This is a genomic window from Xanthomonas sp. NCPPB 1062, from assembly GCF_041481705.2.
Classification (GTDB): domain Bacteria; phylum Pseudomonadota; class Gammaproteobacteria; order Xanthomonadales; family Xanthomonadaceae; genus Xanthomonas; species Xanthomonas euvesicatoria.
Genome location: NZ_CM192987.1, coordinates 3,281,364 through 3,306,982, shown reverse-complemented (window position 1 = coordinate 3,306,982; position 25,619 = coordinate 3,281,364). Strand labels below are relative to the sequence as shown.

Sequence of the window (25,619 nt, the reverse complement as noted above, 5' to 3'; positions counted from 1 at the left end):
TTCACCCGGATACGCTTATGTCATGGAACCGTCGATGCGCCGCAGTCTCGCTTTCTTTCTCGCCCTCGTGGTCGCCATGCCCGTTGCTCCGGCCTTTGCGCAAGCAGATCTGCGCACCGAAGGCGACGTTGCCAAGGCGCAAAGTGCCTACGACGCCGAAGTGCCGGTCAATAGCCAGAGCGAATCCGATCGCCCCGGCGCACTGGCACGTGCGCTCGGCGCCGTGCTGGGCAAGGTCTCCGGCGACCGCGCCGTGGTGAGCCGCCCCGGCGTTCCGCAGGCGCTGCGCAACGCGCCGAACTACGTCGAACACTACGACTACCGCCAGGATCAGGGCACCTCGCGCACCGGCGCGCCGACCTTCCGTACGACCCTGGTGGCACGTTTCCGGCAATCGGATGTGGATGGCCTGATCGCCGCGCTGGGCCTGCCGGTGTGGCCCTTGCCGCGGCCCAAGCCGGTGCTGTGGTTGGCCATCGACGATGGCAGCGGCCCACGCCTGGTTGGCGTGGCCCAGGCCAATGCCGCGCGCAGCGTGCTGGACCGTGCGATCGAACGTGGCTACCGCCTCGGGCTGCCGAGCGGCGCCGCCGCCGAGCAGGCGCTGGCTGGCGCGATCTGGCGCAAGGACACCGCCGCGGTGTCGCGCGCCTCGGCCAAGTACAGCCCACCGATGCAGTTGATCGGCAAGCTCTACCGCAACGCCGCCGGCTGGACTGCCGATTGGGTCTTTGTAGACAACGGCAATGTGCTGTCCAGCTGGACCAGCAGCGACGGCGACGCTCGCCGCGCCATGGCGGCCGGTGCCGATGGCGCCGCCGATGCGCTGGTCAAGCGCTACGCCAAGCGGGTGGATTCGGGCGTGCCCGGTGTCTACCGCGTGGTGATCACCGGCATTAGCAGCGCCGACGACTACCTGCGCGTGTCGGCCGCGCTGCAGGGCGTCTCGGTGGTACGCAGCATCCGCCCGGTCAGCGCCAATGGCGACCGGATGGAACTGGACCTGGAATTGCTCACGGGTATTTCCGGCCTCAACCGTATGCTCGGCGACAACAGCCCGCTGGTCTCGGTCTCGGTACCGACCGAAGGCCCGATCATTCTCGAAAACGAGCACGCCGAGTACCGTCTGAAATGACTTTGACTCCCGAAGCCGAAATTGCCCTGTTCCTGCGTCGCCTCAAATGGGCGGCGGTGATTGTCGGTGTGTTGTGGGTGGTCTCGCTGCTGGCGCCGATCCTGACCCCGTTCGTGCTGGCGCTGTTGCTGGCATGGCTGGGCGACCCGCTGGTGGATCGCATCAAACGTGCCGGACGCTCGCGGAATGTCGCGGTGATGCTGGTCTTCGTGCTGGCGACGCTGCTGTTCGTGCTGGCGCTGATGATTCTGGTGCCGATGATCGAGCGCCAGATCATGACCTTGATCGATGCGCTGCCGCAGATGCGCAACTGGGCGATTGGTACCGCCATTCCGTGGCTGGAAGCCAAGACCGGCATGCAGTTGATGGCCTGGCTGGATCCGGAGCGCTTGATCGACTGGATCCGCAGCCACTGGGAACAGGCCGGTGGCGCCGCCAAGACGCTCTTCGGCTACGTGTCGCGCTCGGGCTTTGCGATGGTGACCTGGGTGATCAACCTGGCGCTGCTGCCGATCCTGGCGTTCTACTTCCTGCGCGACTGGGATCGCCTGGTCGAACGCGTGGCTGCCGTCATCCCGCGCGCCTACATTGGTACCGTGAGTCGCCTGGCACAGGAATCCAACGACGTGCTCGGTGGCTTCATCCGTGGCCAGTTCCTGGTGATGCTGGCGCTGGGTGCGATCTACGCCACCGGTATGTCCATCATCGGACTCAACCTGGGCCTGTTGATCGGCATCATCGCAGGCTTGATCAGCTTCATCCCGTACCTGGGCGCGACCACAGGCATCGTGCTGGCGCTACTGGCAGCCATCGTGCAGGCGCAAGGGCTGGATCTGAAATTGCTGATCGGCGTGGGCGTGGTGTTCACCGTCGGCCAGTTGCTGGAAAGCTATGTGCTCACGCCGCGTATCGTCGGCGACAAGATCGGCCTGCACCCGGTGGCGGTGATCTTCGCGGTGATGGCCGGCGGCCAGTTGTTCGGCTTTCTCGGCATGTTGCTGGCATTGCCGGTCGCGGCAGTGGCCAACGTGCTGTTGCGCTATGCGCATGAGCAGTACACGCGCAGCGATCTGTATGCGGGCGAGCGCGCCGGCATCGTGCTGCAGTCCACGCCCGAGCGCAGCGTGATCATCGACCCCAGCAAGGACCCGGACCGGTCGTGAGTGTTCCGCAGTTGCCGCTGGCGTTGCGCGCGCCACCCGATCAGCGTTTCGACAGTTACATCGCCGCGCCCGACGGCCTGCTTGCGCAGTTGCAGGCGCTGGCTGCGGGGCATGTGAGCGATTGGTTGTATCTCTCCGGCCCCGCCGGCACCGGCAAGACGCATCTGGCGCTGTCGCTGTGCGCCGCCGCCGAGCAGGCCGGGCGCACTCCCGCGTATCTGCCGCTGCAGGCGGCCGCCGGCCGCTTGCGCGATGCGCTCGAAGCGCTGGAAGGCCGCGGCGTGGTCGCCCTGGATGGCGTGGAAAGCATCGCCGGCCGACGCGACGACGAAGTGGCGTTGTTCGATTTCCACAATCGCGCGCGCGCGGCCGGCATCACGCTGTTGTACACCGCGCGACAGATGCCCGATGGGCTGGCGTTGGTGTTGCCGGACCTGCGTTCGCGGCTGTCGCAATGCATTCGGATCGGGTTGCCCGTGCTCGACGATGCGGCACGCGCGGCAGTACTGCGCGACCGCGCGCAGCGTCGCGGCCTGGCGCTGGACGAAGCGGCGATCGACTGGCTGCTGACCCACAGCGAGCGCGAACTGGCGGGGCTGGTGGCCTTGCTGGATCGTCTGGATCGCGAATCGTTGGCCGCAAAACGCCGCATCACCGTGCCATTTCTGCGGCGTGTGGTAGCGGGGATGCCGGGACCCGGATAACGCAGAAGCGAAGCGGATCGCGGTGCAGTTGTGCCGTGTGTTGGATACGCTGCGGTGGATCGGCGGCAGGTAATGCCCACGCCCTGGCGCGTCAGCTTTTCTCCGGTCCCGCCAGTTCCCCCTGCAGCGCGGCCAGCCGCTGCGGCGTGCCGACATCGGTCCAGCGTCCGAGGTGGTGGATGCCATCGATCAGGCCCTCCGCCATCTTTGCGCGCAGGATCGGCGCCAGCGCAAAGCGCGGCGCAGTACCAGTCTGTTCCGGCAACTGGCCAATGACCGATTGCCAATCGCGCAGCAGCGCTGGTCGATACATGCCAATGCCGGAATAGGTGAGCGTCGCGGGCAGATCTGCGCGCACCTTGCCATCCGCATCCAGCGCGAAGTCGGCGCGCGCTGCGTAGCTGGGGCGGTCGACCAGTACCAGCTGTGCAAGTCCTGCGGGTGCCTGCGACAAACGGGAAAAATCGAAATCCGTCCAGATGTCGCCGTTGATCAGCAAAAAGGGCGCATCGCCTAACAGCGGCAGCGCATGCAACATGCCGCCGCCGGTTTCCAGTGGCGTGGTCCCTTCGTAGGAATAGGTCAGCCGTAGACCGTACGCGCTGCCGTCTCCCAACAGCTGCGGAAACTGCTCGGCCAGCCACGAGGTATTGATCACCGCCTCGTCCACGCCCAGCGCCGCCAACTTGCGCAGATGCCACACGATCAACGGCGCACCACCGACGGACAGCAGTGGCTTGGGCGTGTGCTCTGTCAGCGGGCGCATGCGCTCGCCGAATCCTGCCGCAAAGATCAGCGCCTTCATGCCGTGGCCTGCTGGGCACGCGCAGCCAGCGCGGGCTTGATCACCTCGTCAAGCAGGCCGATTAACGGCGCAAGCTCGGCGTAGCGCGGCAGCACTTCGTCCAGATACGCCATGAAACGCGGCACATTGTCCAGATACCAATGCTTGCCATCGCGATGACTCAGGCGCGAGAAAATCCCCAGGTTTTTCAGGTGGCGCTGCACGCCCATCCAGTCCGCATCGCGCAGGAACTGCGCCAACGGCGGTACCGGTAATCCAGCCGTTGCGGCACGTGCGTGATAGTGCTGCAGCCAGCTGTCTACGCGAGCGATCGGCCAGCTCACCGAAGTGTCCTTGAACAGGCTGATCGGGTCGTAGGCAATCGGGCCGATCACGCAATCCTGGAAGTCCAGCACCGCCGGGCCATCGGGCACCGGCATCAGATTGCGCGGCATGAAATCGCGGTGGGTGAACACGCGCGGCTGGGCCAGCGCGTTGTCCATCAGACGGCGCTGCACCAATTGCAACTGCTCGGCATGGGCGCAGTCCAGCTGCACGCCCAGGTGGCGGCCTAAAAACCACTCTTCGAACAAGCCGGCATCGCGTTGGAGCAGCGCCTCGCCAAACACGCCACTATCGGCAGGTGGGGGAATTCTTTGCAGCAGCAGCAGCTGGGCAATCGCGCCATCCAGCAAGTCGTCGGCGTTGGCATCGGTGAGCACCTGTGCCAGCGTCGGAACGCCCAGATCCTCTAGCAGTAAAAAGCCCGTTTCCAGATCCTGTGCAAGCACCTGAGGCACGCGTACCCCATGGGCGCCCAGAAGTGCATGCATGCGCAGCCAGGGCGCCACATTTTCCAGCTTTGGCGGTGCATCCATCAAGATGCGATCCACGCCACGCCCGCGCGTGCGCCAGTAGCTGCGAAACCCCGCATCGACCGATGCGCGCTGCAGCGAGGCATGTGGATCGTCGAGCGCTTGTTGTGCCCAATGCAGGCGAAGCGCATCGCGCGCAGGATCCGGATGAAGTGACGTCATGAAGAGAGAAGGCGTAGTGGAGTGATGGATAGACGCGGCAGAAACGCGGTGAAACGCTCAGCGCTTGCTGCCACTGAACAACCGCAACAACGCCAGGATGGCAATCGCGCCGAGCAGCGCGCCAAGAAAACCGGCCGGCTCGCCCGCGCGGTACCACCCCATGTAGCGGCCAAACCAGCTGGCGACCACGGCACCGGCAATGCCCAGCACGATCGTCAGCAGGCAGCCCAGACGTTGGGTACCCGGCGTAATGAAACGCGCCAGCAGCCCAACCACAAAACCGACCAGCAGAATGTAGAGCCAGCTGTCGCTACCAAACAGATGATTCATCGCAGCACCGAAGGTGGACGGGATCGGCAGACTAGCATTTCGGATGTCGCTGCCTCACGCAGCGAGCATTGGAGCGCGCGGGCCGATGCACTGCCTTCAGCATGACATGGTCATCGGCTCCTGCTACCAAGCGCTCATGGTTTCGGGCAGTGACTCCCGGGAAGTTGTCTTCCCGCGCAAAGAAGTCGTCTTTCGATAAACAAACCCCTGCGGGAATCCTTGCCGACTTGGGTGTGCAAAGAACGCCAGTTCTGCGCTGGGCAATGCGCGCCAGGCACGTTCCGAAGAAGAGCAACCGATCTCCCCTCTGCCAGCGGCAGAGGGGATCGGGTAAGGATGCGGTCCAGGCAGTACGTGGAGCCCGGCGGCCAGGTTGCGCCAGCAAGCCTGAGCGCCAAAGCGGGTCAGCCCGACGACCACGGCGCACCCGCTCATCCCCACTTAAAGCGCAGCCCCACCTTTCATGAAATCGATGCGCGCCAACCGCACGCATCGATGAAGCCACAACTCAACAGCAACCATGCCCACCATGACGGGTGCCGCTATCGGCCACCACCGGCGAGCCGCTGGTTTCGCCGCGCAGGCAGGCGGCGTGATGGTCGGCAATCACCTGCGAGACGCAGGCAGTCACGCGCTTGCCCATCGGGATGTGCAGGAACTCGTTGGGGCCATGCGCATTGGAATGCGGGCCAAGCACGCCGGTGATCATGAACTGCGCGCCGGGAAACTTCTCGCCAAGCATGCCCATGAACGGGATCGAGCCGCCTTCGCCCATGTACATCGCCGGCTTGTCGAAAAAAGCCTGGCTGGCGTCGTCGATCGCCTTCTCCAGCCATGGTGCCATCGCCGGTGCATTCCAGCCGGACGAGGCCTTTTCCAGCTCGAGCGTCACCTGCGCGCCATTGGGCGGGTCGCGCAGTAGCGCGGTCTTGAGCAACTCGCCGCAGGCCTTGCCGTCAGCCGTCGGCGGCAGTCGCAGCGACAGTTTCACCGCGGTCTGCGGACGCAGCACGTTGCCGGCCGACGCCAGCGGCGGCATGCCATCCACACCGGTAATCGACAGCGCCGGGCGCCAGGTGCGGTTCAACACCAATTCGGTGAGGTCCTCGTGCATCGGCACCAGGCCATTGACCATCGGGAACTTGTCGAAAATCGCGGTATCCAATGTGGCAGCGGCGGCCTTCGCTTGGGTCAGCCGCTCGGCGGGCACCTCCACATGCAGGCCATCGAGCAGGATGCGGCCGGTGGTTTCGTCTTCGATGCGGGACAGAAGCTGGCGCAGCAGGCGGAAGCTGGACGGCACTACGCCCGACGCATCGCCCGAGTGCACGCCTTCTTCCAGCACCTTGACCGTCAGGTTGCCGCCGGTCAGCCCGCGCAACGAAGTCGTGCACCACAGCTGTTCGTAATTGCCGCAGCCCGAGTCCAGGCACACCACCAGCGACGGCTTGCCGATGCGCTCGGCCAGGTGGTCCACATAGGCCGGCAGATCGTAGCTGCCCGATTCCTCGCAGGCCTCGATCAACACCACACAGCGCGCATGCGGCAGGCCCTGGTTGCGCAGTGCCAGAATCGCGGCCAGGGACCCGAAGATGGCATAGCCGTCGTCGGCGCCACCACGCCCGTACAACTTGTCGTCGCGCAACACCGGCTCCCAGGGGCCCAGGTCCGGGTCCCAGCCGGTCATCTCCGGCTGCTTATCCAGATGACCGTACAGCAGCACGGTGTCCTCGCCCGATTCGGGGCCGGTGGCCGGAATCTCGATGAAGATCAATGGTGTGCGGCCTTCCAGGCGCACCACCTCGATTTGCATGCCGTCGATGGCCTGCGCACGCGCCCAGGTCTCCATCAACACGACCGCCTGCTCCATGTAGCCGTGGGCCACCCAATCGGCATCGAACATCGGCGACTTGTTGGGAATACGGATGTAATCGACTAGTTGCGGGACGATCTCGCGGTCCCAGGTGTCGCTGATGAATTGGTCGATCTTGGCGCTGTCCATGGAGGCTCCGAATGCGTGACGTAGCCGCACATTCTACGCCCGCCTCGGGGGGGTAGGTATTTCCCTACAAGGCGGCGCGCAGTTCACCGGCTGTGTGAAAAGTTCGTTGGCGATAGGATTGCTGCATGTGGCGCGGGACACTGGCTCCGCCGGCAGGAATGCTGGCTAGGACCATCACCCAAGCCACAAGGAGCGTTGCAATGAAGTCATTTACCGTAGTCCTGAAGTCCCTGCTACTGGCGTTGTTGTTGTCCTCGAATGCGTATGCGCTCGACAAGGTCGATATCAACACCGCGTCTGCTGAGGAATTGGACAAGGTGCTGATGAATGTCGGGCGATCAAAAGCCGAGGCAATCGTCGAGCACCGTCAGGCAAACGGTCCCTTCAAAAGTGCCGAGGAACTGGCACTGGTCAAGGGCATCGGACTCAAGACGGTCGAACGGAATCGCGACCTGATCGAAGTTGGAGCCACGATGGCTCCAGCCAAGAAGGCTGCCAAGGGGGCGGCGGTGAAACCGGTGGGACGGCGTTAAGGGGAAGGGATCCGAGATACGGTTCGACGCGAGGATGCGTGGCCGCAACCTAACTGGACAGGATGTCTGGGGGATGGCTGGAAGCCGACAAGGACGTGGAATCGCCCGGTGTTGCACTTGGATGTGCAGCCGGGCGTTTTTCGTTTTGGCCTGTGAAGATCTTGGGATCGCGCATCGCCAAGGTGTTTTGAAGTGGACAGCAAAACTTGGTGGGCAGTCTTCAGGCAGAGTGGACTGCTTCAAAGCCTCCAAGTGTTCGAGTGACTCATGCGTACCAAGTATTGGTAGAGCCCGCCTTGCGATGGGTCGTGGCGTCAGCCCGCCGCTTGATGTTCAGGTCACTGGCTATGCGTCTTGCCGATAAAGACAGACGAAGCGGCAAGATACAGCCTGATCTCGGGGCGTGAGCTTGAGGCACAATGCGCCGATGCAGCTGACAGACCTGAGCAGCCGGGTGATTCCGGCCAATGAGTATCGCCGTGAGCGGTGGCGCAATCAGTTGGGTTGGACGCGGGAGATCCTGCGTGTGGGCGATACAGCGCAATGGGCATTGCGGCTGTCGATTGCCGAAATCGAGCAGGATGCCGCGTTCTCGGCATTCCCGGGCATCGATCGTGAGTTGGTGCTGCTTCGGGGTCATGGCATGCGTTTGACGTTCGGCAGCGGCGATGCTGATGTCCAAGCCGCAACCAAAGCCAAACCCAAAGCCGAAAGCCATATCCATACCGGTGCTAGTGAGATTGCCAGCGCTCGTGTGACCGTCAGCGCCGAGAATGCCGGAGCCGAAACCGAAACCGAAACCGAAACCGAAACCGAAACCGCTGCGGGTGCCTGGAAGGGTGTTGGTTTAGACGCGAGTGGCGCAGAGAGTGTTGGCGAGCATGCTGCTGTCGATGGATCGTTGAGCGCTGGTGAGCGCCTTGCTGCAAACGCTTCGGGCAGCAGGCGATGGGTGGACTTAGTACCGCCCTATCAACGCGTGCGATTTGCCGGCGAAGAGGCGGTTGAGGCAGTGCTGCTGGACGGACCTACCCAGGATTTCAACCTGATGTGGCGGCGCGATGTGCTGCAGACCGAGCTGCTGCATCGTCCTCTGGTCGGCACCATGTTGTTCTTTGCCGACCCAGGTAGCGCCTGGGCGATTCATCTGCTTGCCGGCCAGGCCAGTTTCGGGCGCGACAGCGGTTTGCCGCCGTTGGCGGCTGGCGATACCGCGTGGTTGAGTGCAGCGACGCGCACCCGTTACGTACTCGACGGTGGCGGCGAATTGCTGGCGATTCGGGTGAGTCCGGTCTAGGGCCTTCTTCACGTATCTGCGAGCAGGGCGCGCTCTTGGCACGCGCCCGGATGCATTCGTGTCAACGCAGACAAGCGACGGCATCGCTGTGCCACCTGGCTAGGGAACAGTGCAGGCGCCGCGAGTGGTTCCGGCAATTCCAGGGGGAAACCAATGAGTACCATCAGCTCGGTCGGAGCCGGCTACGCCGCCTACACGTCCTATGCAAGCCGCAGTGCGACCACCGGCAACGCCGCATCCGCCGCACAGGCGGAAAAAACCAATCCGCTGACGCAGTTGTTCAAATCCATCGATAGTGACAGCGATGGCAGCCTGACCGCGTCCGAGCTGTCGACCGCGCTGTCGTCCAATAGCAATGACGACAGCAAGATCGACATCGACGGGCTGCTGAGCATGCTCGATCAGGATGGTGGCGGCACCGTCAGCGAGAGCGAACTGGCGCAGGCCTTGCCGCCGCCTCCGCCACCGCCGGGTGAGCAAGGACAGGATGTGCAGTCGTTGTTTGCCGGCCTGGACAGCGATGGCGACGACAGTGTCAGCAGCGGTGAATTGAGCACGCTGGTCAATGGCGACAGTGCGTCGAGCACGCAGCTGCTGGACCTGCTCGACAGCGACAAGAGCGGGGCGCTGAGTCTGCAGGAACTGCAGGAAGCGATGCAGCCACGCGATCCGCCGCCGCGACCGCCGTCATCGGCCGATGCATCCAGCAGCGACGGCACACAGCAGGCCTATGCAGCGTTGATGCAGATGGCCGTGGGGCAGTACCGCAGCATTGGCGGCAGCGCGACAACGAGCAATCTGGTCGATCTGGCAGCGTAATGCGGTGATCGAGAGAGAATGGGGAAGCCGGAGCGCGGTCCTGGATCAGCCGGTGCGTCTAGCGCGCAGCCACCGCAAGCAGGGATGTTGCGGATTTCAGCAGCAGACGCGCTGCGGGTATCTGCGTAATCGCTTTGTTGAGCGCTTTTGGCGGTGCCGCGTGCGGTGGTTCAGTACACGTCGCGGCGATAGCGCCCGCTGCCCAGCAGTTCCTGGCTGACATCGGCTCCGAGGATGCAATCCAACGTGCGGTCGAGTTCGGGTGCCATGCCGCGCAGGCTGCCGCAGACGTAGATACAGGCATCTTGATCGATCCAATGACGCAGGCGGTCGGCGGCTGCGGCCAGTGCGTGTTGGACGTAATGCGGTGGCTGCGGTTGATCGCGCGAGTAGACAAGCTCCAGGCGTTCGATCCAGCCGTCCTGGTGCCACTGCTGCAACTCGTCGGCATACAGCGCGTCGTGCGCGGCATTGCGTTCGCCGAACAGCAGCCAGTTGCGCCGCGCGCCGGCTGCGATGCGTGCACGTAGATGCGCGCGCAGCCCGGCGATGCCGGTGCCGTTGCCGATCAGCAGCATCGGCTGGTCGGGTGCGGGCGGGTGGAAGCCGGGGTTGCTGCGCAAGCGCAGCGCGATGGCTGCGCCTATCTGTGCATGGACGCAGAGCCAGCCGCTACCCAGCCCCAGGCTGCCGTCGGCGTGTCGATGCTCGCGTACCAGCAGTTCTGCATGGCCTTCCTCGGGGATGGAGGCAAGCGAATAGTCGCGATGGGGCAGGGCGGCCAAACTGCGCACCAACACATCTGCGTCCAGTGGTGAAGTTGTACCTGTGGCTGTTCCCGTAGCTGTATCAGTGCCTTTACCTGTGCCCGTAGTTGGGTCGATTCTGACTTCGGCATCGGCATCGGCATCGGCATCGGCATCGGCATCGGCATCGGCATCGGCGCCAGCCCTAGTACTAGCACTAGCTCTGAGGCTGGCACCGGCATCCACATCGATACCGAGAGCGGCATCGGTATCGACGGGAAGTTGCGCGCCGCCGAGCCAGTCGCGCAGGGGGCGGCCGTCGATCTGCTGCGCGCCATCGTAGTGGTTACGCCGCAGCCAGGACTCGACCGCATCCGGGGTGTGACGCGGTGCGATCTCCGCGATATCGCCTGCGCTCCACTGCGGCAACGCGCCATCGCATGGCGTCAGGCGCAGTCGGTAAATCGGCGCACCCACACTGCCGGGATTGACGTGGACACGTTCGCGTAGCTGCCAGGTGGTGTAGGTGGGCAGGCTCCAGTCGGGTTGCGTCGCCATTGCGGGCGCCAGTTCCGCCAGACGGCGTTGCCAGTGCTGCAGGGCGTTCGGGTCAGCGTTATCGACCTCGATGCGTTCGAACAGGCGAGTGGCGCCGCGCGCCTGCAGGCGACCGTCGAGGCGTCGGCCGAACGCGCAGTAGTGCGCGTAACCACGGTCGCCAAGCGCCAGCACTGCGTACTGCACCGCCGTCAGATCCTGCGCGTGGTCGGCACGCCAGGCGCGCTCGGCGGCCTGCGCATGGTCGGGCGCATCGCCTTCGCCGGTGGTGCTGACGATGCACAGCAGCCGCGGCACGCGTGCGAGTTGATCGCTATCGACGGCTTCGATCGGCAGCGCATGCGCGCCGACGCCAGCCGATTGCAGCGCGGCAACGCTGCGTTGCGCCAGCTCACGCGCGAAACCGGTCTGGCTTGCCCAGACGATCAACACGCCGCTGGCGTCTGCGCGTTGTGCGCCGACGCGCTTGCGGGCACGCAGCAGTACGACCGCACACAGGCCCAGATACAGCGCCAGGCCGAGTGTGGCCAGTTGCCAACGATGCGGCGTGGGTGGGCTCCACCATGCGCCCTCATGCAGGCCGGCCAGCCAGCCGACGATGACCGCAAGCGCCAGCAGAACCAGCCCGTTGCCCAGCCACACGCGTGAGGTGGCGCTGCTCATGACGCGGACAGGTGGCGTTCGAATGCCGGGCTCATGGATTCGAGCAGGATGCCGTCTTTGCGTGCCAGGAATCGCACGGCCAGTTCCGCCTTGCGTGCATGGGCAAGACCGGCATCGACGCCAAGCACGGTCATCGCGGTGGCCCAGGCATCGGCCTGCATCGCATCGGGCGCGAGTACGGTGACCGCCGCAGGGGCATGCGGAACGGGCGCGCCGGTGCGTGGGTCGAAGGTGTGCGTATAGCGTGTGCCGTCGGCATCGAAGCGGTGCCAGCGATCGCCGGAGGTGGCGACCGCCAGGCCGTCCAGCGCCAGCACGCGTGGTGGTAGTGCGCTGCCGGCGTCTTCGTCGGGGGCGGATTCGACCAGCACGCGCCACACGCTGGTATCGGGCTTGCGTCCGTAGCCGAACAATTCGCCGCCGACCTCGATCAATGCACTGTCGATACCCGACTGCAGCAATGCGCGATGCACACAGTCCACACCGAAGCCCTTGGCGATGCCGGACAGATCCAGTGCCACTGCGCCTGGCTGCAGCACACGCTTGCCATCCAGCTGCAGGCGTTGCCAGCCGCAACGCAGGCTCGCCAATGCGATCGCCTGCGCTTCCGGCACACGCCGGCGCGCGCCGGCGGCGCCGAAGCCCCACAGCTCGACCATCGGACCGACGGTGGGGTCGAAGGCACCCTCGCTGGCCTGTGCGATCTCCAATGCTGCGCTCAGCACTGCGTGGAATTCGTCGGGTAGGTGATGCCAGCTGCCCGCCGGTGCGCGGTTGTAACGGCTGATATCCGAATCGACCTCCCAGGTACTCATCTGCGCGACCACGCGATCCAGCGCGGCCTGGATGCACGCATGCAAGGGGTGCAGATCGCGTCCGCGCGGTGCCACCAGCTTCACGCTCCAGGTGGTGCCCATGCTGCGGCCGCCGAGCGTGGCAATGGCGTGGTCGGCGGAAGACGATGCGGGCATGGACGGGTCTTATGAAGATGGGGCGGCAGGATGCACGTTGCGTGCGCTCCTGCCGCGTGCCGGCAGATTACTGCGGCAGCACTTCCAGCGTGGCGACATAGCCCAGGCGACGTTGCTTGGCCTGCGGCAGCGAGGTCGTTGTGTCTTCGCTGGTGGTTTCCAGCCAATACATGCCGGCTTCCGGCCAGGTCACGCTGAAGCCACCCTTGGCATCGGTCTTGAGCTTGATCTCGTTTTGCGCATTCCGGTAACGGGTGCCGCCGCGCACGATGTCGATCTCCAGCCCGGCGGCCGGTTTGCCGTCCAGCTGCAGGGTGAACTGCGCGGGTTCGCCGGCAACCAGATCGTTGGGATGGGTCACCGGAATCAACTCGATGCCCTTGCCGGCGGGCTTGAAGACCGTGGTGGTCGGCGCACCGCGGGTGACGAAGGTCTCCACCCGATTGAAGGACTGCGAGACCTGTAAATCCTGCGCGTTCTTCGGCACCTCGGTGGCGAAGCGGGTTTCGTCGCCACGCCAGCGCTTGGGCTTGCCGTCTTCCTTCCAGCTGGCGAACAGGCCTGCATTGACGATGGCCAGCTTGTAGGTGCCGGGCTGGGTGAGCTGCAGGTCGAACACGCTGCGGTACTTGCCGATCGCCGGGTTCTCCGGCGTGAGCGCACTGCCATCGGGGGCGGTGATGCTCAGGTTATCCAGTCGCAGCGGCACGTGGTTGAAGTAGAACAGATCGTTGGACACTGCAGCATCCACGGTGATCCACGGCGCATCGCCAGCGATGACGGTCTGCGACGGCAGCAACCAGGCCTTATGAGCAAGTGCGCTGAGTGGCAGGCTGGCAAGCAGGCTAATCAGGACGAGCGAGCGTTTCATGACGACTCCTTGAAAGACGATGACAACGATGGGACGCACGTGGAATCAGCGCGAGACTGCAGCGCTGTCTGCATGCGTGGAAAGCGCCGGGTGTGAAGCAACACGCCTTGCCGCCATGCGGCAGGTGTGACCTGCGGAAACAGCGACGTGCTGGAGAGCACCGCCAACGCCAGCGCAGCGTTCAGGGCTTTGCAACCAGGCTGATCGCACCGAGCTCGCTGCTGCCGCTGGCTTTGGCTGTCTGCGCGGAGGTCGCCGGCCAGGTGAAAGGCACCTTGACCAGCTCGCGGCCGCCAACTTCGCGTGCGGCTTCCACCACCAGCGTGTATTGCCCAGCCGGCAGCGACTTCAATGCACCCTTGGTGTCGGAGAACGACAGCGCATGCGCGCCGGCCGGCCGGGTGGGGCCGGTGACGCCGTCGACCGGCACGCTCAGGGTGCGTCCGCTCTTGCGCCACCACTGGCGCAGATCCGGCAGCCATTTGGTGCCGTGGCCTTCGGCGGTGTCCCTGTATTGATACCAGACCGCCAGATTGGCGGCGACCTTCTGATCTGCGCCTTCCAGCCAGATCGCGACATACGGGCGGTGGTATTCGGCGACGTTGAGCTTGGGGATTTCGACGTTGATGTCGAGCGTGGCCGCATATGCCGGCACGGCGAGCAGGCCGCTCAGGGCGATGGTCAATGTGGCGCGCATGATCGTCTCCGGTAGAAGGATTCAGTGGACCAACAGCAGGGCAAGCAACAGCGGAATCAGCAGGCCCAGGCCGACCAGCGGCCAGGTCATGTGCCGCTGCCGTGCATGCAGGTGAAGAAGAAACAGGCCGGTGATGCAGAACACCAGGCAGGCGATCGCAAAGACATCGATAAACCAGCCCCAGGCCGGCCCGGCGTTGCGGCCTTTATGCAGATCGTTGAGATAGGCCACCCAGCCCCGCGATGTGCGCTCGTATTCGATTGCACCCGTCGTACGGTCCAGGCTCAGCCACGCGTCGCCGCCTGGGCGGGGCAGTGCGACATACACCTCGTCGGCCGACCATTCTCCATTGCGCGCGCCGATGCTGATGTCGAGCTGGCGCCCTAACCATTGCGCCACACGGGGCGGCAGCGGTGCATTGCCGTCCTGCCGCTTGCCCAGCGTGTGCAGCAGGGCAGGCGGCAGCGTCAGCGTGCGTTGCTCGGTCGATGGGCTGGCTTCGATGCGCGCGGCGTGATTCAAGGTCAGCCCGGTGACCGTAAACAGCAGCATGCCGATCAGGCACAGCGCCGAGCTGATCCAGTGCCACTGATGCAGCATGCGCAGCCAGAAACCGCGACGTTGCTGCGCGCTGGCGAGGTGAGCGTGGTCTGAGCTGGACATGCTGCGCTCAGGCCATAGCGTCAGAAACGCGAGGCTGCAACTGCCGCTGCCGTGCAGCCACCTCGTGCAGCAAGGCGCGCAGGCGCGGATGGCGCGCGCCGGCCAGCAGCGGGGCGAGCTGTTGCAGAAAACCGGCGTGGCCACCTGCGATGGCGCGGCGCATCCACTGTTCTGCGTCATCGAACTCGCCGCTGTCGGCAAGCAGGGTGGCGTAGCTGGCCTGACCGCGGAAATCGCCCGCTTCGGCAGAGCGCCGGTACCACACGCATGCGGCCAGGGGATCTGCAGCGCAGGCCAGGCCCTGGTCGAGATAGCGCGCCAGGAAGTTCATCGACTTGGCATGACCGGCTTCGGCCGCGCGGCGGTACAGCGCCAATGCCTGCGTGTGGTCCTGCGCCACGCCGCGCCCGGAGGCGTACATGTGCGCCAGGTTGTACATGCCCCAGACCAGGCCCTGTTCGGCGGCGTGGCGATACCACAGCACGGCCAGCACATCGTTGCTGGCCGTGCCGAACCCGAGCTCATGGCAGCGGCCCAGCTGGTTCATCGCCTCCGCACACCCTGCGTTGGCGGCCACTTCGTACCACAGCATCGCTGCAGCCGGATCTGCGGCAATGCCGCGTCCTTCGGCGTACATCTGCGCGAGCAGTACTTGTGCACTTACGTCATGGTTCGCAGCGGCTTTGTGCAAGAGCGCACGTGCCTGTTCCGGCTGCGTGCGCAGCAATGCGCTCAGCTGCGTGATGTCCAGCGCCGGCTCAGACATCGGCCCATTGCCGCAACAGGTTGTGATACACGCCGGTGAGCTGGATCAATGAGGGATGCCCGGGCGTGTCCTGGGTGAGGCGGCGGATCGAGACATCCAGTTCGAACAACAGGCGGCGCTGCGCAGCGTCACGCAGCATGCTTTGTGTCCAGAAAAAGCACGCCACGCGCGCCCCACGCGTGACCGGCATGACCCTGTGCAGACTCGTGCCCGGATAGATCACCAGATGCCCGGCCGGCAGCTTGACCGACTGCGTGCCGTAGGTGTCTTCGATGACCAACTCGCCGCCGTCGTAGCTGTCCGGGTCGCTGAGAAACAAGGTAGCGGAGACATCGGTGCGCACGGGATCTGCGCCGCCGCGACTGCGGTCGTAGCGCACTGCGTTATCGACGTGATAGCCGAACGACTGCCCGCCGCTGTAGCGATTGAACAGCGGCGGATAGATCCTGCGCGGCAGCACCGCGGAAAAGAACGTGCTGCTGCGCGCCAGTGCCTCCAGCACCAGCGCGCTGGCCTCCCGCGCGATGGCGCTGTCTTCGGGCAACTGTGCGTTGTCCTTGGCCTGTGCCGACTGGTGGCCTGCGGTGATGCGGCCGTCTGCCCAGTCGGCCACGTCCAGCTGCGCGCGCAGCTGGCTGAGCTGCGCGGGGCTGAGCACATCGGGAATGGGCAGCAACATGCGGTGGTCTCCACGTCGCCCGCGCAGCGCGCACGGCGTGCCTGAGGGTTAGAAGCTGAAGGTGGCGTTCAACACTGCCGAGCGGCCGTCCCCCGGCAATGCCCAACCGCTGCCCGCCGTGACGGTTCCTGCGGCATTGACGGTGAGGTTGTTGCGGATGCTGGTGTAATAGACCTTGTCGAACAGGTTGTTGACGTTCAACTGCAGGCTGAGCCAGGTGTTGACGCGCAGGCCGACCATGGCGCGATGCACCCAATAGGCGTCGGTCTTGCGGTAGACCGCGGTCGAGGTGTTGTTCGGGTAGAAGCTGCCCTGATAGTTGACGCCGTAACCGAAGGTCCACTGGTTGAGCTGGTAGGTGGTCCAGAGGTTGCCGGCGTTGCGTGGGGTCTGCACCAATTCGCGCCCGGCGATGGGGTCGCCGGTGAGGCCGGCAGTGCGGTTGGACACGCTTTGCAGCACTTCGCTGTCGAGGAAGGTGTAGTTGGCGAAGATGGACCAGCGGTCGGTCAGGTAGCCGGCCGCACCGAGTGCGATGCCGTCCACGCGCGCCTTGCCGTCCAGCACCTGTTCCGGGACCAGCGGGTCGCCGCTGTTGACCTTGTAGTTCTCGCGTTCGTTGCGGAACACCGCGGCGGTCAGCGCCAGGCGCTCGTCCAGCGCATCCCACTTGCCGCCCAGTTCGATATTGACCGCGGTTTCCGGTTCGACATTGCAGTTGGCACCCACGGTGGAGGTGGCAATCGGCGTGCACGAGCCGTTGACCGAGGCCTTGGAAGGCGTCTTCGCATTTGCATAGGACAGGTACAGGCTGGCGTTGTCGACCGGTTTGAATACCAGGCCGGCGCGATACGAAAACAGATCGTCCTTGCTGCCGGCGGGGAAGCCCGCAGTCACGCCGGTGATGCCGCCGGTGGCGTTGACGGTATAGGTGGTGGTGTCGCCTTCGTTGTGCTCGTAGCGGCCGCCCAGGTTGAGCATCCATTGCTCGTTGAATTGCAGCGTGTCGAACAGGTACACCGCCTGGTTGGTCAGGCTGCCCTTGCTGCGGCCGGTGCGGAAATAGTTCTGCGGGCCGGTCCAGATGTTGTACGGGTTGTCGAACGACTGCAGCGGGTAGGTGATGCCGGTGGTGGAGCCGTCGGCATTGCGGAACAGCGAACCGCTATCCAGCTCGAAGTCTTCCTTGCTGAAGGCGACGCCGGCGACGACGCGATGTTCGATTGCACCGGTGTGCAGCGTGGCGGTCAGGTCGGTCTGGCTGTGCGCGATGAAGTTTTCGGTATCGCGCACCAGTCCGCGCGGCCCGCTGTTGGGGTTCCAGGTGGACGGCGGCTGGCCCACGCACGCGCGGCCGGTGTAGGCGTTGGTGTTGTTGGGCAGGCACCAGGTGCCCTCCGGAGCAGTGGCGGTGGTGCGCTGATCCACGCGCTGCAAGCGCGCCAGGCTGCGCAGTTTGACGTTGTCGTCGAAGTCCATTTCCAGCACGCCGGTGAGCATGTCCACGTCGATCTCCTGACGCGAGACATTGCGATAACCGTAGTAGGTTTCGCGGTCCACGCCCGGCAGCGGGCCATCGTTGAACGGGCTGAGCGCGAAGGGCACGCCGTACTGCGGCAGGTTGTTGTCGTGCTGGTGCAGATAGCTCAACGTGAAACGCGTGTCCGAGCCCAGGCCGAACGCCACCGACGGCGCAAACCCCCAGCGGTGACGGAATTCTTCATCGCGGCCCGGCACGTCCTGGGTGTGGCCCATCGCATTCAAGCGCACGGCAGTGCCGTTTTCGAAATCGTAATTGCTGTCGGCAGTGAGGCGGCCGTAACGGTCGCTGCCGCCGCCGATCATGACGTTGGTGAAGTTGCCCTGGCCGGCAGTCTTGGTGACCAGATTGATGTTGCCACCGACCGAGCCGGCGCCGGACATGGCCGAGTTGGCACCGTTGATGAGCTCGACGGATTCGAGGTTGAAGGTGTCGCTGCGGCTGTACTGCGCGCTGTCGCGCACGCCGTCGGTGGTGATGTCGCTGCTGGCGGTGAAGCCGCGCAGGTTGATGCTGTCGCCATAGCCGCCGCCGCCTTCGCCCGCGCCGAAGGTGATGCCGGGCAGGGTGCTGAGCACATCGCGCAGCGACAGCAGATTCTGCTGGTCCATGGTCTGCTTGGTGACCACGGTAATGGTCTGCGGCGTGTCGCGCAGCGCTTCTGTGTACTTGGGCGAAGAGGGCTTCTGTGCACGTTCCTGCTGCACCCGGATCGCATCCAGATCCACCGCCCCTGGAGGCGCCGACACATCGTCGGGCTGGGCGAAAGCGGGGGCGGACAGCGTCAGCAACACGGCCGAAGCGAGCGGGGAAATGCTAGGCGTCATGGAAGGTCTCAAAGAGGAGGCGAGGCTCCCACCTGGCGATGGCTCGGCGGATGCGGGATGGAGTGCGTGGACGCTGCGCCGGCTAACCCGAAGCGCTGCGCCGACAGTCGCAGAAGCCAGGCAAGCTGAAGCGCTGCGCGAGGGCGCGCAGGCGGAGCGAACGAGCGGGGCGGGTGTCGAGCAGGACTGGTTGCATGGGGTCGCAGACAGGCCAGTTGTTAAGAAGGCCTTAAGGATGCGATCTTAAATGCAAATCATTCTTCTTTGCAATATTTATGATCGATGGCAGACGCTGCCACGCGTGGCGCCCTGGAGCGCTGGCCGCCGCAATGCACTGCGTCAGCGATCGTCGCGGGTCCAGATGCCGTCGTGTTCGCGCTTGACCGGGAACTTGGGCACGGCCGTGTAGGCAGGCGCGCACAAGGGGCGGCCGTCGCGGATATCGAAGCGCGCGCTATGCAACTGGCATTCGATGGTGCCGGCAACCGGATCGAAGCTGCCGGGCGACAATTCGTAGTCTTCGTGGCTGCAGCGGTCTTCCAGCGCGTACAAGGCGCCATCGAGGTTGAACACCACGATTGGCGTGTCGGTGACCTCGTCCCAGACGGTCTGCATTTCACCGGGCAGCAGCGCATCGCTGGCACAGACGAAGGTCCAGGTGTCGCTCACGGGGTCGGCCCGCCCAACTGCTTTTCCAGCACTTCAAAACGCAGATCCTGGCGCAGCGGAATGCCGAAGCGCTCGTCGCCGTACGGGAAGGGTTTGACGATGCCGGTGCGGCGATACCCGCGGCGTTCGTAGAACGCGATGAGTTCATCGCGCACATCGATGACGGTCATGCGCATGACCGGCAGCTGCCACTGGCTATGTGCCAGGCGCTCGGCTTCGGCCAACAGCGTCTTGCCGAGCCCGCTGCCCTGCAACGAAGGATCCACCGCGAACATCCCGAAGTACCCGGCGCCATGGTCATCGGCGATATGCGCACAGGCCACCAGCCGCTCATCCTGTTCGACCACCAGCACCAGGCTGCGTTCGCGCAGGAGATCGTCGCGCAGCACGGCCGGATCGATACGCGCACCCTCGAGAATATCGGCCTCGGTGGTCCAGCCCACGCGGCTGCTATCGCCGCGATAGGCCGAGGTCACCAGCAGGACAAGGGCGTCGATGTCAGCGACGGTGGCGGTGCGGAAAGTGGTGGTCTGCATGGAGGCAGTTTAATCGGGAATCGGGAATCGGGAATGAGGAATCGGGAATGAGGAATCGGGAATGAGGAATGGGGAATGGGGAAAAGCACGTGCTGCTCGATGAGCCATGTTCCATGCATCGAGCGTTACCGGCGTTACCAGCGTTCGGGAGAACCGCTCTTCCGATTCTCCATTCCCGATTCCCGATTCCCGATTCCCATCAGCCCAACAGTCGACGCACCTTCACCAACGCGGCGACAAAGCGCTCGATTTCGTCGTGCGTGTTGTAGAACGCCAGCGACGCGCGGCAGGTGGCGGCGACACCGTAGTACTGCAGCAGCGGATGCGCGCAGTGTTGGCCCGAGCGCACCGCGACGCCTTCCAGGTCGAGCAGGGTGGCCAGGTCGTGCGAGTGCGCACCTTCGATCAGGAACGACACCACCGCGGCCTTGTCGGGCGTGGTGCCGAAGATGCGCAGGCCATCGATGCGTTGCAGCTCTTCAGTGAAATGGGCGAGCAGTTCGGCTTCGCGTGCTTCCACGTGCGCCAGCCCGAGCGACTCCAGGTAATCCACCGCCGCACCCAGGCCGACGAAACCGGCGATATTGGGCGTGCCGGCTTCGAACTTGTGCGGCGCATCGTTGAAGACCGTGTTCTCGAAGCTGACTTCCTTGATCATCTCGCCGCCGCCCAGAAACGGCGGCATCGCCTGCAGATGCTCGCGACGTGCCCACAGTGCGCCGGTGCCGGTAGGGCCGCACATCTTGTGCCCGGTGATGGCGTAGAAATCGCAGCCGATGCTGGCCACGTCGATGCGTCGATGCGGTGCCGCCTGCGAGCCGTCCACCATGGTGACGATGCCGCGCTTGCGCGCTTCGCGGCAGATCTCGCGTACCGGGTTGACCGTGCCGAGCACGTTGGACACGTGGGTGATTGCCAGCAGCTTGACGTCCGGGGTCATCGCCTTGCGCAAGGCATCCAGATCCAGCGCGCCATCGGGCGTGATTTCGGCCACGCGAATGGTGGCGCCGGTGCGCTGGGCCACCAACTGCCACGGCACGATGTTGGCATGGTGTTCCATGCGCGAAATCAGGATCACATCGCCGGCGCCCAGCCGCGGCAATGCCCACGAATACGCCACCAGATTGATTGCAAAGGTGGTGCCGCTGCACAGCACCAGCTCATCGGCGCGGACGTTGAGAAAGCGCGCCAGCTTGCTGCGCGCGCCCTCGAACGCGTCCGTCGCCTCGCTGCCGAGCGCATGCACGGCACGGCTCACGTTGGCATTCTGGCGCCGGTAGAACTCGTCGGTGGCGGCAATCACCTGCAGCGGCTTCTGGCCGGTGTTGGCGTTGTCGAAATAGATCAGCGGCTTGCCATGCACCTGCCGCATCAGCAGCGGGAAATCCAGGCGCACACGGTCCCAATCGGGCGCTGCGCTGGGCGGAATGGCCGGCATGTTCATGCCACGCCTGCCGAATTCAATGCACGGTCCAATTGCAGTGCCAGCACGGCACTCAGGGCGGCTGGCAGCACGCGCAAGGGCTCATGACAGAACGCGGCGCTCAGCAGGCGCTGCGCCTCTTCCTGCGGCAAGCCGCGCGAGCGCAAGTAGAACAAGGCGTTGTCGTCGAGCTGGCCCACCGTGGCACCATGCGCGGCCTGTACCTCGTCGGCATCGATCACCAGCACCGGCTGGGTGTCGATTTCGGCGTTGGACGACAGCAGCAGATTCTTGTTGGACAACCGTGCATCGGTGCCGTCGGCACCTGCGCGGATGCGGATGCCCCCATGGAATACCACGCGGCTGCGGTCCGCGCCCACACCGCGCCACACCAGCTCGCAGGCGGTGTCGCGCGCGATGTGCTCAATGCCCAGGCGCGTGTCCACATGCCGGCGGCCGTTGCCGAGCAGCACGCCATTGGCGGTGAGCTGGGCGTTGTTGCCTTCCAGCCGCACGTTGAGCTCGTGCCGCGACAGCCCGGCACCCAACTCCAGGTCCACACGCTGGTAGCGGGCGTCGCGTGCCAGCACCGCCTCGGTGCGCAGCAGCGACGTCGCATGTGCGCTGCCGGCTTGCACGCGCGCGTGCGACAGTGCTGCACCCTGGGCCAGATGCACATGCATCACGCTGTTGGCCAGATGCGCGGCATCGCCCACGTGCAGATGATGCTCGACCACCTGCAATGCGGCGCCGGCACGCAATGCGATCAGATGGCGGTGATGCCACGACAGATCCTGCTCGCCGGCCACGCCGACGAACACCAGATGCAGCGGCAGCGCGATCTGCGCGCCGGCCTGCACGCGCACCAGCAAGCCTTCGTCGGCAAGCGCGGCATTCAGGCGCGCAAAGACCTCATCGCTGCCGTCGAAGCGGCGGCCCAGCAACTGCTGCGCCTCGTCGCTTGCAGCCAACGATGCAGACAGGGTGTCCAACTGCACGCCTTCCGGCAACGTGGACAGATCGCTGAGCGCCTCGGATGGGCGGCCATTGACGAAGACCAGGCGTGGCGACGGAATGTCGTCCAGCGCGGCGGCATCCACCAGCGTGGGCACCAGCGGGGCAGGCTGAAAGCTGCGCCGTTCCAGCTGCCGCAACGAGGTGTATTTCCAGGCCTCGGCACGCGGGCCGGGCAGGCCGGTCTGCAGGGCGGCATCGAGCTCGGCGCGGCGTGCGCCACTGCCGCAGAAACCGCGCGCCAGGGAATCGAGCAGGGCGCTCATCAGGCGGCAACCTCAGGCACGACGCGGTCCTTCAGGAAGTGGTAGCCGTGCTTTTCCAGCTCCAGCGCCAGTTCCGGGCCACCGCTCTGCACGATGCGGCCCTCGGCCAGCACATGCACCACGTCCGGCTTGATGTAGTCGAGCAGGCGCTGATAGTGGGTGATGACCAGGAACGAACGCTCGGGCGAACGCAGCGCGTTGACGCCGTCGGCCACGCTCTTGAGCGCATCGATATCCAGGCCCGAATCGGTCTCGTCCAGGATGGCGAGCTTGGGCTCGAGCACTGCCAGCTGGAAGATCTCGTTGCGCTTCTTTTCGCCGCCGGAGAACCCTTCATTGACACCGCGATGCAGCAGCTCGTCCTTCAGATGCAGCACGGCCAGCTTCTGCCGCACCAGCTTGAGGAACTGCATCGAATCCAGCTCGTCTTCGCCGCGCGCCTTGCGCTGCGCATTGAGCGCGGCGCGCAGGAAATAGGTGTTGTTGACGCCGGGAATTTCCACCGGGTACTGGAAGGCCAGGAACAGGCCGGCGGCGGCGCGTTCTTCCGGTGGAAGGTCGAGAAGATCCTTGCCGTCGAACTGCACGCTGCCTGCGCCGACCTCATAGCCATCGCGACCGGCCAGCACATTGCCCAGCGTGGATTTACCCGCGCCATTGGGACCCATGATGGCGTGCACCTGGCCGGGCTGGATGTCCAGCGACAGGCCTTTGAGGATGTCTTTGCCGGCGATGCTGGCGTGGAGGTTTTGAATGTTGAGCATAGTCGTATCCAGTGATTGAGCCCCTCTCCCGCCGGGAGAGGGGTTGGGGTGAGGGTTGGTGCGAAGCATCGTGCTGTTTGAGTGCACCTGGCTTCGCTCGTACCCTCATCCGGCGCTGCGCGCCATCTTCTCCCGAGGGGAGAAGGAAGATGTGTCAGCCGACGCTGCCTTCCAACGAGACTTCCAGCAGCTTCTTGGCTTCCACTGCGAACTCCATCGGCAGCTCGCGGAAGACCTGCTTGCAGAAGCCGTCGACGATCAACGACACCGCATCTTCCTGGCTGATGCCACGCGCGCGGCAATAGAAGAGTTGGTCGTCGCTGATCTTGGAGGTGGTGGCCTCGTGTTCGACGGTGGCACCCGGGTTCTTCACCTCGATATAGGGAAAGGTGTGGGCGCCGCACTGCTTGCCGATCAACAGCGAATCGCACTGCGTGTAGTTGCGTGCGCCATCGGCATTGCGGTCCACCTTGACCTGGCCGCGATAGGTATTTTGGCCGCGCCCGGCACTGATGCCCTTGCTGACGATCTTGCTTTTGGTGCGCTTGCCGATGTGGATCATCTTGGTGCCGGTGTCGGCCTGCTGACGGTGGTGGGTCAGCGCGACCGAGTGGAATTCGCCCACCGAATCGTCGCCGATCAGCACGCACGACGGATACTTCCAGGTGATCGCCGAGCCCGTTTCGACCTGGGTCCAGGTCACCTTGCTGCGCGCGCCACGGCATTCGGCGCGCTTGGTGACGAAGTTGTAGATGCCGCCGCGGCCCTCCTCGTCGCCCGGGTACCAGTTCTGCACGGTGGAATACTTGATTTCTGCATCTTCCAGCGTCACCAGCTCGACGACCGCCGCATGCAGCTGGTTCTCGTCGCGCATGGGCGCCGTGCAGCCTTCCAGATACGAGACGTAGGCCTTGTCTTCGCACACGATCAAGGTGCGCTCGAACTGGCCGGTATGGCCGGCATTGATGCGGAAGTAGGTGCTCAATTCCATCGGGCAACGCACACCCGCAGGGATGAACACGAAACTGCCGTCGGAGAACACGGCCGAGTTGAGCGCGGCGAAGTAGTTATCGCCCACCGGCACCACGCTGCCCAGATACTGCCTGACGATCTCCGGGTGTTCCTTGATGGCCTCGGACATCGAACAGAAGATCACGCCTTTTTCGGCCAGCTCCTTGCGGAAGGTGGTGCCGACCGAGACCGAATCGAACACCGCATCGACTGCGACGCCGGCCAGCTTGGCGCGCTCGTGCAGCGGCACGCCCAGCTTGTCGTAGGTGTCCAGCAATTCCTTGGGCACCTCGTCCAGCGAGGCGTACTTCGGGCCCTTGGGTGCGGAGTAATAGCTCAATGCCTGGAAATCGATCGGCGAGATCTGCAGTTTCGCCCACTCCGGCATCGGCATCTTCAGCCAATGGCGATAGGCCTCAAGACGCCAGTCGGTCATCCATTGCGGCTCGTCTTTCTTGGCCGACAACGCACGGATGACGTCTTCGTCCAGGCCGGGCGGCAATGAGTCCGATTCGATTTCGGTGATGAAGCCGGCGTCGTAACGTCGACCCAGCCGTTCGAGGATCTGCGCATTCTGCGGAGGAGCAAGTTCGGTGGCCATTGGGCTGCCTACAGGTCAGGTGGTCGCGACGCGTGCGGCGATCGAACGCCGACGGCTGTCGCCAGGGAGAGAGAGGGGCTGCAACATCTGCGCGAGCGTGACGCGACGCAAGGCATCGCCGACCACGTCGTTGATCAGGCGCCAGTTCGACCGCACGCCGCAGCGCTGCGCGATACCGCACTGGCTGTGGTCCTGGCTGCATTCGGTGATCGCCAACGGACCTTCCATCGCTTCGACGATCTCCACCAGGGTGATGTCGCTGGCGGCGCGCGCAAGCCGGTAGCCGCCGTGCACGCCGCGCAAGCCTTCGACCAGGCCTGCCTGCGACAACGGCTTGAGAATCTTGCTGACAGTCGGTGCTTCCAGACCGGCCTGTTCGGCCAATTCGCTTGCGCTGAGCACCTGATCGCAGCGTGCCGCCAGGACGGTCAGCACCACGGTGGCGTAATCGGTGAGTTTGGTGACGCGCAACATGGGGAAGGCAGAATCCGAAAGCGGACCGAAATTGTACTCTTTCCGGCAGGGCAGGGCCAACGGCGCGGTTCAGCCG

General features: G+C 64.7%; 25 protein-coding genes. 6 read left to right on the top strand and 19 right to left on the bottom strand.

The features are described 5' to 3' along the window. The first annotated feature begins 22 nt into the window (after positions 1 to 22). From ACCQ16_RS14440 to hda, 3 genes are read left to right on the top strand one after another with little or no spacing between them, the layout of a single operon-like run. Positions 23 to 1,135, top strand: a complete 1,113-nt coding sequence (locus ACCQ16_RS14440) for a DUF2066 domain-containing protein (protein WP_277572604.1) — start codon at positions 23 to 25, stop codon at positions 1,133 to 1,135. Then, on the top strand, positions 1,132 to 2,298 hold the full coding sequence (locus tag ACCQ16_RS14435) for an AI-2E family transporter (protein WP_372379991.1): 1,167 nt from the start codon (positions 1,132 to 1,134) through the stop codon (positions 2,296 to 2,298). The genes ACCQ16_RS14440 and ACCQ16_RS14435 overlap by 4 nt, the downstream gene beginning before the upstream one ends. Continuing rightward, positions 2,295 to 3,002, top strand: coding sequence for a DnaA regulatory inactivator Hda (gene hda / locus ACCQ16_RS14430; protein ID WP_005913349.1), 708 nt, complete (start codon positions 2,295 to 2,297; stop codon positions 3,000 to 3,002). Before ACCQ16_RS14435 ends, hda begins: the two co-directional genes overlap by 4 nt. A 91-nt stretch (positions 3,003 to 3,093) precedes the next feature. On the opposite strand, the gene murU is transcribed toward hda, so the two are convergent. The 4 genes from murU to ACCQ16_RS14410 all read right to left on the bottom strand — a co-directional run bounded on the left by murU (position 3,094) and on the right by ACCQ16_RS14410 (position 7,155). Then, positions 3,094 to 3,807, bottom strand: a complete 714-nt coding sequence (gene murU, locus ACCQ16_RS14425) for an N-acetylmuramate alpha-1-phosphate uridylyltransferase MurU (protein ID WP_277572605.1) — start codon at positions 3,805 to 3,807, stop codon at positions 3,094 to 3,096. Next, positions 3,804 to 4,823, bottom strand: a complete 1,020-nt coding sequence (locus tag ACCQ16_RS14420) for an aminoglycoside phosphotransferase family protein (protein WP_277572606.1) — start codon at positions 4,821 to 4,823, stop codon at positions 3,804 to 3,806. The genes murU and ACCQ16_RS14420 overlap by 4 nt, the downstream gene beginning before the upstream one ends. 57 nt (positions 4,824 to 4,880) lie before the next feature. Continuing rightward, entirely contained in the window at positions 4,881 to 5,153 is a 273-nt protein-coding gene (locus tag ACCQ16_RS14415; RefSeq protein ID WP_005913344.1) for a GlsB/YeaQ/YmgE family stress response membrane protein, read from the bottom strand. Positions 5,154 to 5,661: 508 nt separating this feature from the next. Beyond that, the gene (locus ACCQ16_RS14410) at positions 5,662 to 7,155 is read right to left on the bottom strand and encodes a M20 family metallopeptidase (protein ID WP_277572607.1); all 1,494 of its coding nucleotides are present in this window, start codon (positions 7,153 to 7,155) and stop codon (positions 5,662 to 5,664) included. Positions 7,156 to 7,313: 158 nt separating this feature from the next. Between ACCQ16_RS14410 and ACCQ16_RS14405 the strand changes: the two genes are divergently transcribed. The 3 genes from ACCQ16_RS14405 to xopAW all read left to right on the top strand — a co-directional run bounded on the left by ACCQ16_RS14405 (position 7,314) and on the right by xopAW (position 9,804). Next, positions 7,314 to 7,688, top strand: coding sequence for a ComEA family DNA-binding protein (locus ACCQ16_RS14405; protein WP_008572623.1), 375 nt, complete (start codon positions 7,314 to 7,316; stop codon positions 7,686 to 7,688). A 427-nt stretch (positions 7,689 to 8,115) separates the two neighbouring features. After that, positions 8,116 to 8,985: a HutD/Ves family protein gene (locus ACCQ16_RS14400; RefSeq protein WP_372379990.1), complete on the top strand. Its 870-nt coding sequence runs from the start codon at positions 8,116 to 8,118 to the stop codon at positions 8,983 to 8,985. A 153-nt stretch (positions 8,986 to 9,138) separates the two neighbouring features. Next, positions 9,139 to 9,804: an EF-hand domain-containing protein gene (gene xopAW / locus ACCQ16_RS14395; RefSeq protein ID WP_008572619.1), complete on the top strand. Its 666-nt coding sequence runs from the start codon at positions 9,139 to 9,141 to the stop codon at positions 9,802 to 9,804. A gap of 170 nt (positions 9,805 to 9,974) precedes the next feature. Here the strand turns inward: xopAW and ACCQ16_RS14390 are convergent, their stop codons facing one another. The 15 genes from ACCQ16_RS14390 to ACCQ16_RS14320 form a co-directional block, all read right to left on the bottom strand. Next, positions 9,975 to 11,771 carry a flavodoxin domain-containing protein gene (locus ACCQ16_RS14390; protein ID WP_372379989.1) on the bottom strand — a complete coding sequence of 599 codons (1,797 nt, stop codon included), beginning with the start codon at positions 11,769 to 11,771 and terminating at the stop codon, positions 9,975 to 9,977. After that, entirely contained in the window at positions 11,768 to 12,742 is a 975-nt protein-coding gene (locus ACCQ16_RS14385; protein ID WP_005913324.1) for an FAD:protein FMN transferase, read from the bottom strand. Before ACCQ16_RS14385 ends, ACCQ16_RS14390 begins: the two co-directional genes overlap by 4 nt. 67 nt (positions 12,743 to 12,809) lie before the next feature. Then, on the bottom strand, positions 12,810 to 13,613 hold the full coding sequence (locus ACCQ16_RS14380) for a DUF4198 domain-containing protein (RefSeq protein ID WP_071118570.1): 804 nt from the start codon (positions 13,611 to 13,613) through the stop codon (positions 12,810 to 12,812). Between the two features lie 181 nt (positions 13,614 to 13,794). Next, the gene (locus tag ACCQ16_RS14375) at positions 13,795 to 14,310 is read right to left on the bottom strand and encodes a DUF2271 domain-containing protein (protein ID WP_218502148.1); all 516 of its coding nucleotides are present in this window, start codon (positions 14,308 to 14,310) and stop codon (positions 13,795 to 13,797) included. Between the two features lie 21 nt (positions 14,311 to 14,331). Beyond that, entirely contained in the window at positions 14,332 to 14,973 is a 642-nt protein-coding gene (locus ACCQ16_RS14370) for a PepSY-associated TM helix domain-containing protein (RefSeq protein WP_136732789.1), read from the bottom strand. A gap of 7 nt (positions 14,974 to 14,980) precedes the next feature. Further along, positions 14,981 to 15,739 carry a tetratricopeptide repeat protein gene (locus ACCQ16_RS14365; protein WP_209261260.1) on the bottom strand — a complete coding sequence of 253 codons (759 nt, stop codon included), beginning with the start codon at positions 15,737 to 15,739 and terminating at the stop codon, positions 14,981 to 14,983. Next, complete coding sequence (locus tag ACCQ16_RS14360; RefSeq protein WP_071118572.1) at positions 15,732 to 16,418, bottom strand: Fe2+-dependent dioxygenase; 687 nt, start codon at positions 16,416 to 16,418, stop codon at positions 15,732 to 15,734. The genes ACCQ16_RS14365 and ACCQ16_RS14360 overlap by 8 nt, the downstream gene beginning before the upstream one ends. 48 nt (positions 16,419 to 16,466) lie before the next feature. Next, a complete protein-coding gene (locus ACCQ16_RS14355; RefSeq protein WP_277572611.1) occupies positions 16,467 to 18,785 on the bottom strand; it encodes a TonB-dependent receptor in 2,319 nt (772 codons plus the stop codon). 339 nt (positions 18,786 to 19,124) lie between these two features. Beyond that, entirely contained in the window at positions 19,125 to 19,454 is a 330-nt protein-coding gene (locus tag ACCQ16_RS14350) for a non-heme iron oxygenase ferredoxin subunit (RefSeq protein ID WP_003487771.1), read from the bottom strand. After that, positions 19,451 to 19,990 (bottom strand): GNAT family N-acetyltransferase, encoded by a 540-nt coding sequence (locus ACCQ16_RS14345; RefSeq protein ID WP_008571841.1) that lies wholly within the window; start codon positions 19,988 to 19,990, stop codon positions 19,451 to 19,453. Before ACCQ16_RS14345 ends, ACCQ16_RS14350 begins: the two co-directional genes overlap by 4 nt. A 199-nt stretch (positions 19,991 to 20,189) precedes the next feature. Beyond that, positions 20,190 to 21,434 carry a cysteine desulfurase gene (locus ACCQ16_RS14340; RefSeq protein ID WP_005913317.1) on the bottom strand — a complete coding sequence of 415 codons (1,245 nt, stop codon included), beginning with the start codon at positions 21,432 to 21,434 and terminating at the stop codon, positions 20,190 to 20,192. After that, a complete protein-coding gene (gene sufD, locus ACCQ16_RS14335; protein WP_109290862.1) occupies positions 21,431 to 22,693 on the bottom strand; it encodes a Fe-S cluster assembly protein SufD in 1,263 nt (420 codons plus the stop codon). The genes ACCQ16_RS14340 and sufD overlap by 4 nt, the downstream gene beginning before the upstream one ends. Continuing rightward, on the bottom strand, positions 22,693 to 23,457 hold the full coding sequence (gene sufC / locus ACCQ16_RS14330; RefSeq protein ID WP_008571840.1) for a Fe-S cluster assembly ATPase SufC: 765 nt from the start codon (positions 23,455 to 23,457) through the stop codon (positions 22,693 to 22,695). The genes sufD and sufC overlap by 1 nt, the downstream gene beginning before the upstream one ends. A gap of 154 nt (positions 23,458 to 23,611) precedes the next feature. Beyond that, positions 23,612 to 25,069 carry a Fe-S cluster assembly protein SufB gene (sufB, locus tag ACCQ16_RS14325; protein ID WP_008571839.1) on the bottom strand — a complete coding sequence of 486 codons (1,458 nt, stop codon included), beginning with the start codon at positions 25,067 to 25,069 and terminating at the stop codon, positions 23,612 to 23,614. Between the two features lie 15 nt (positions 25,070 to 25,084). After that, positions 25,085 to 25,543 carry an SUF system Fe-S cluster assembly regulator gene (locus ACCQ16_RS14320; RefSeq protein ID WP_011348117.1) on the bottom strand — a complete coding sequence of 153 codons (459 nt, stop codon included), beginning with the start codon at positions 25,541 to 25,543 and terminating at the stop codon, positions 25,085 to 25,087. Positions 25,544 to 25,619: the final 76 nt, after the last annotated feature.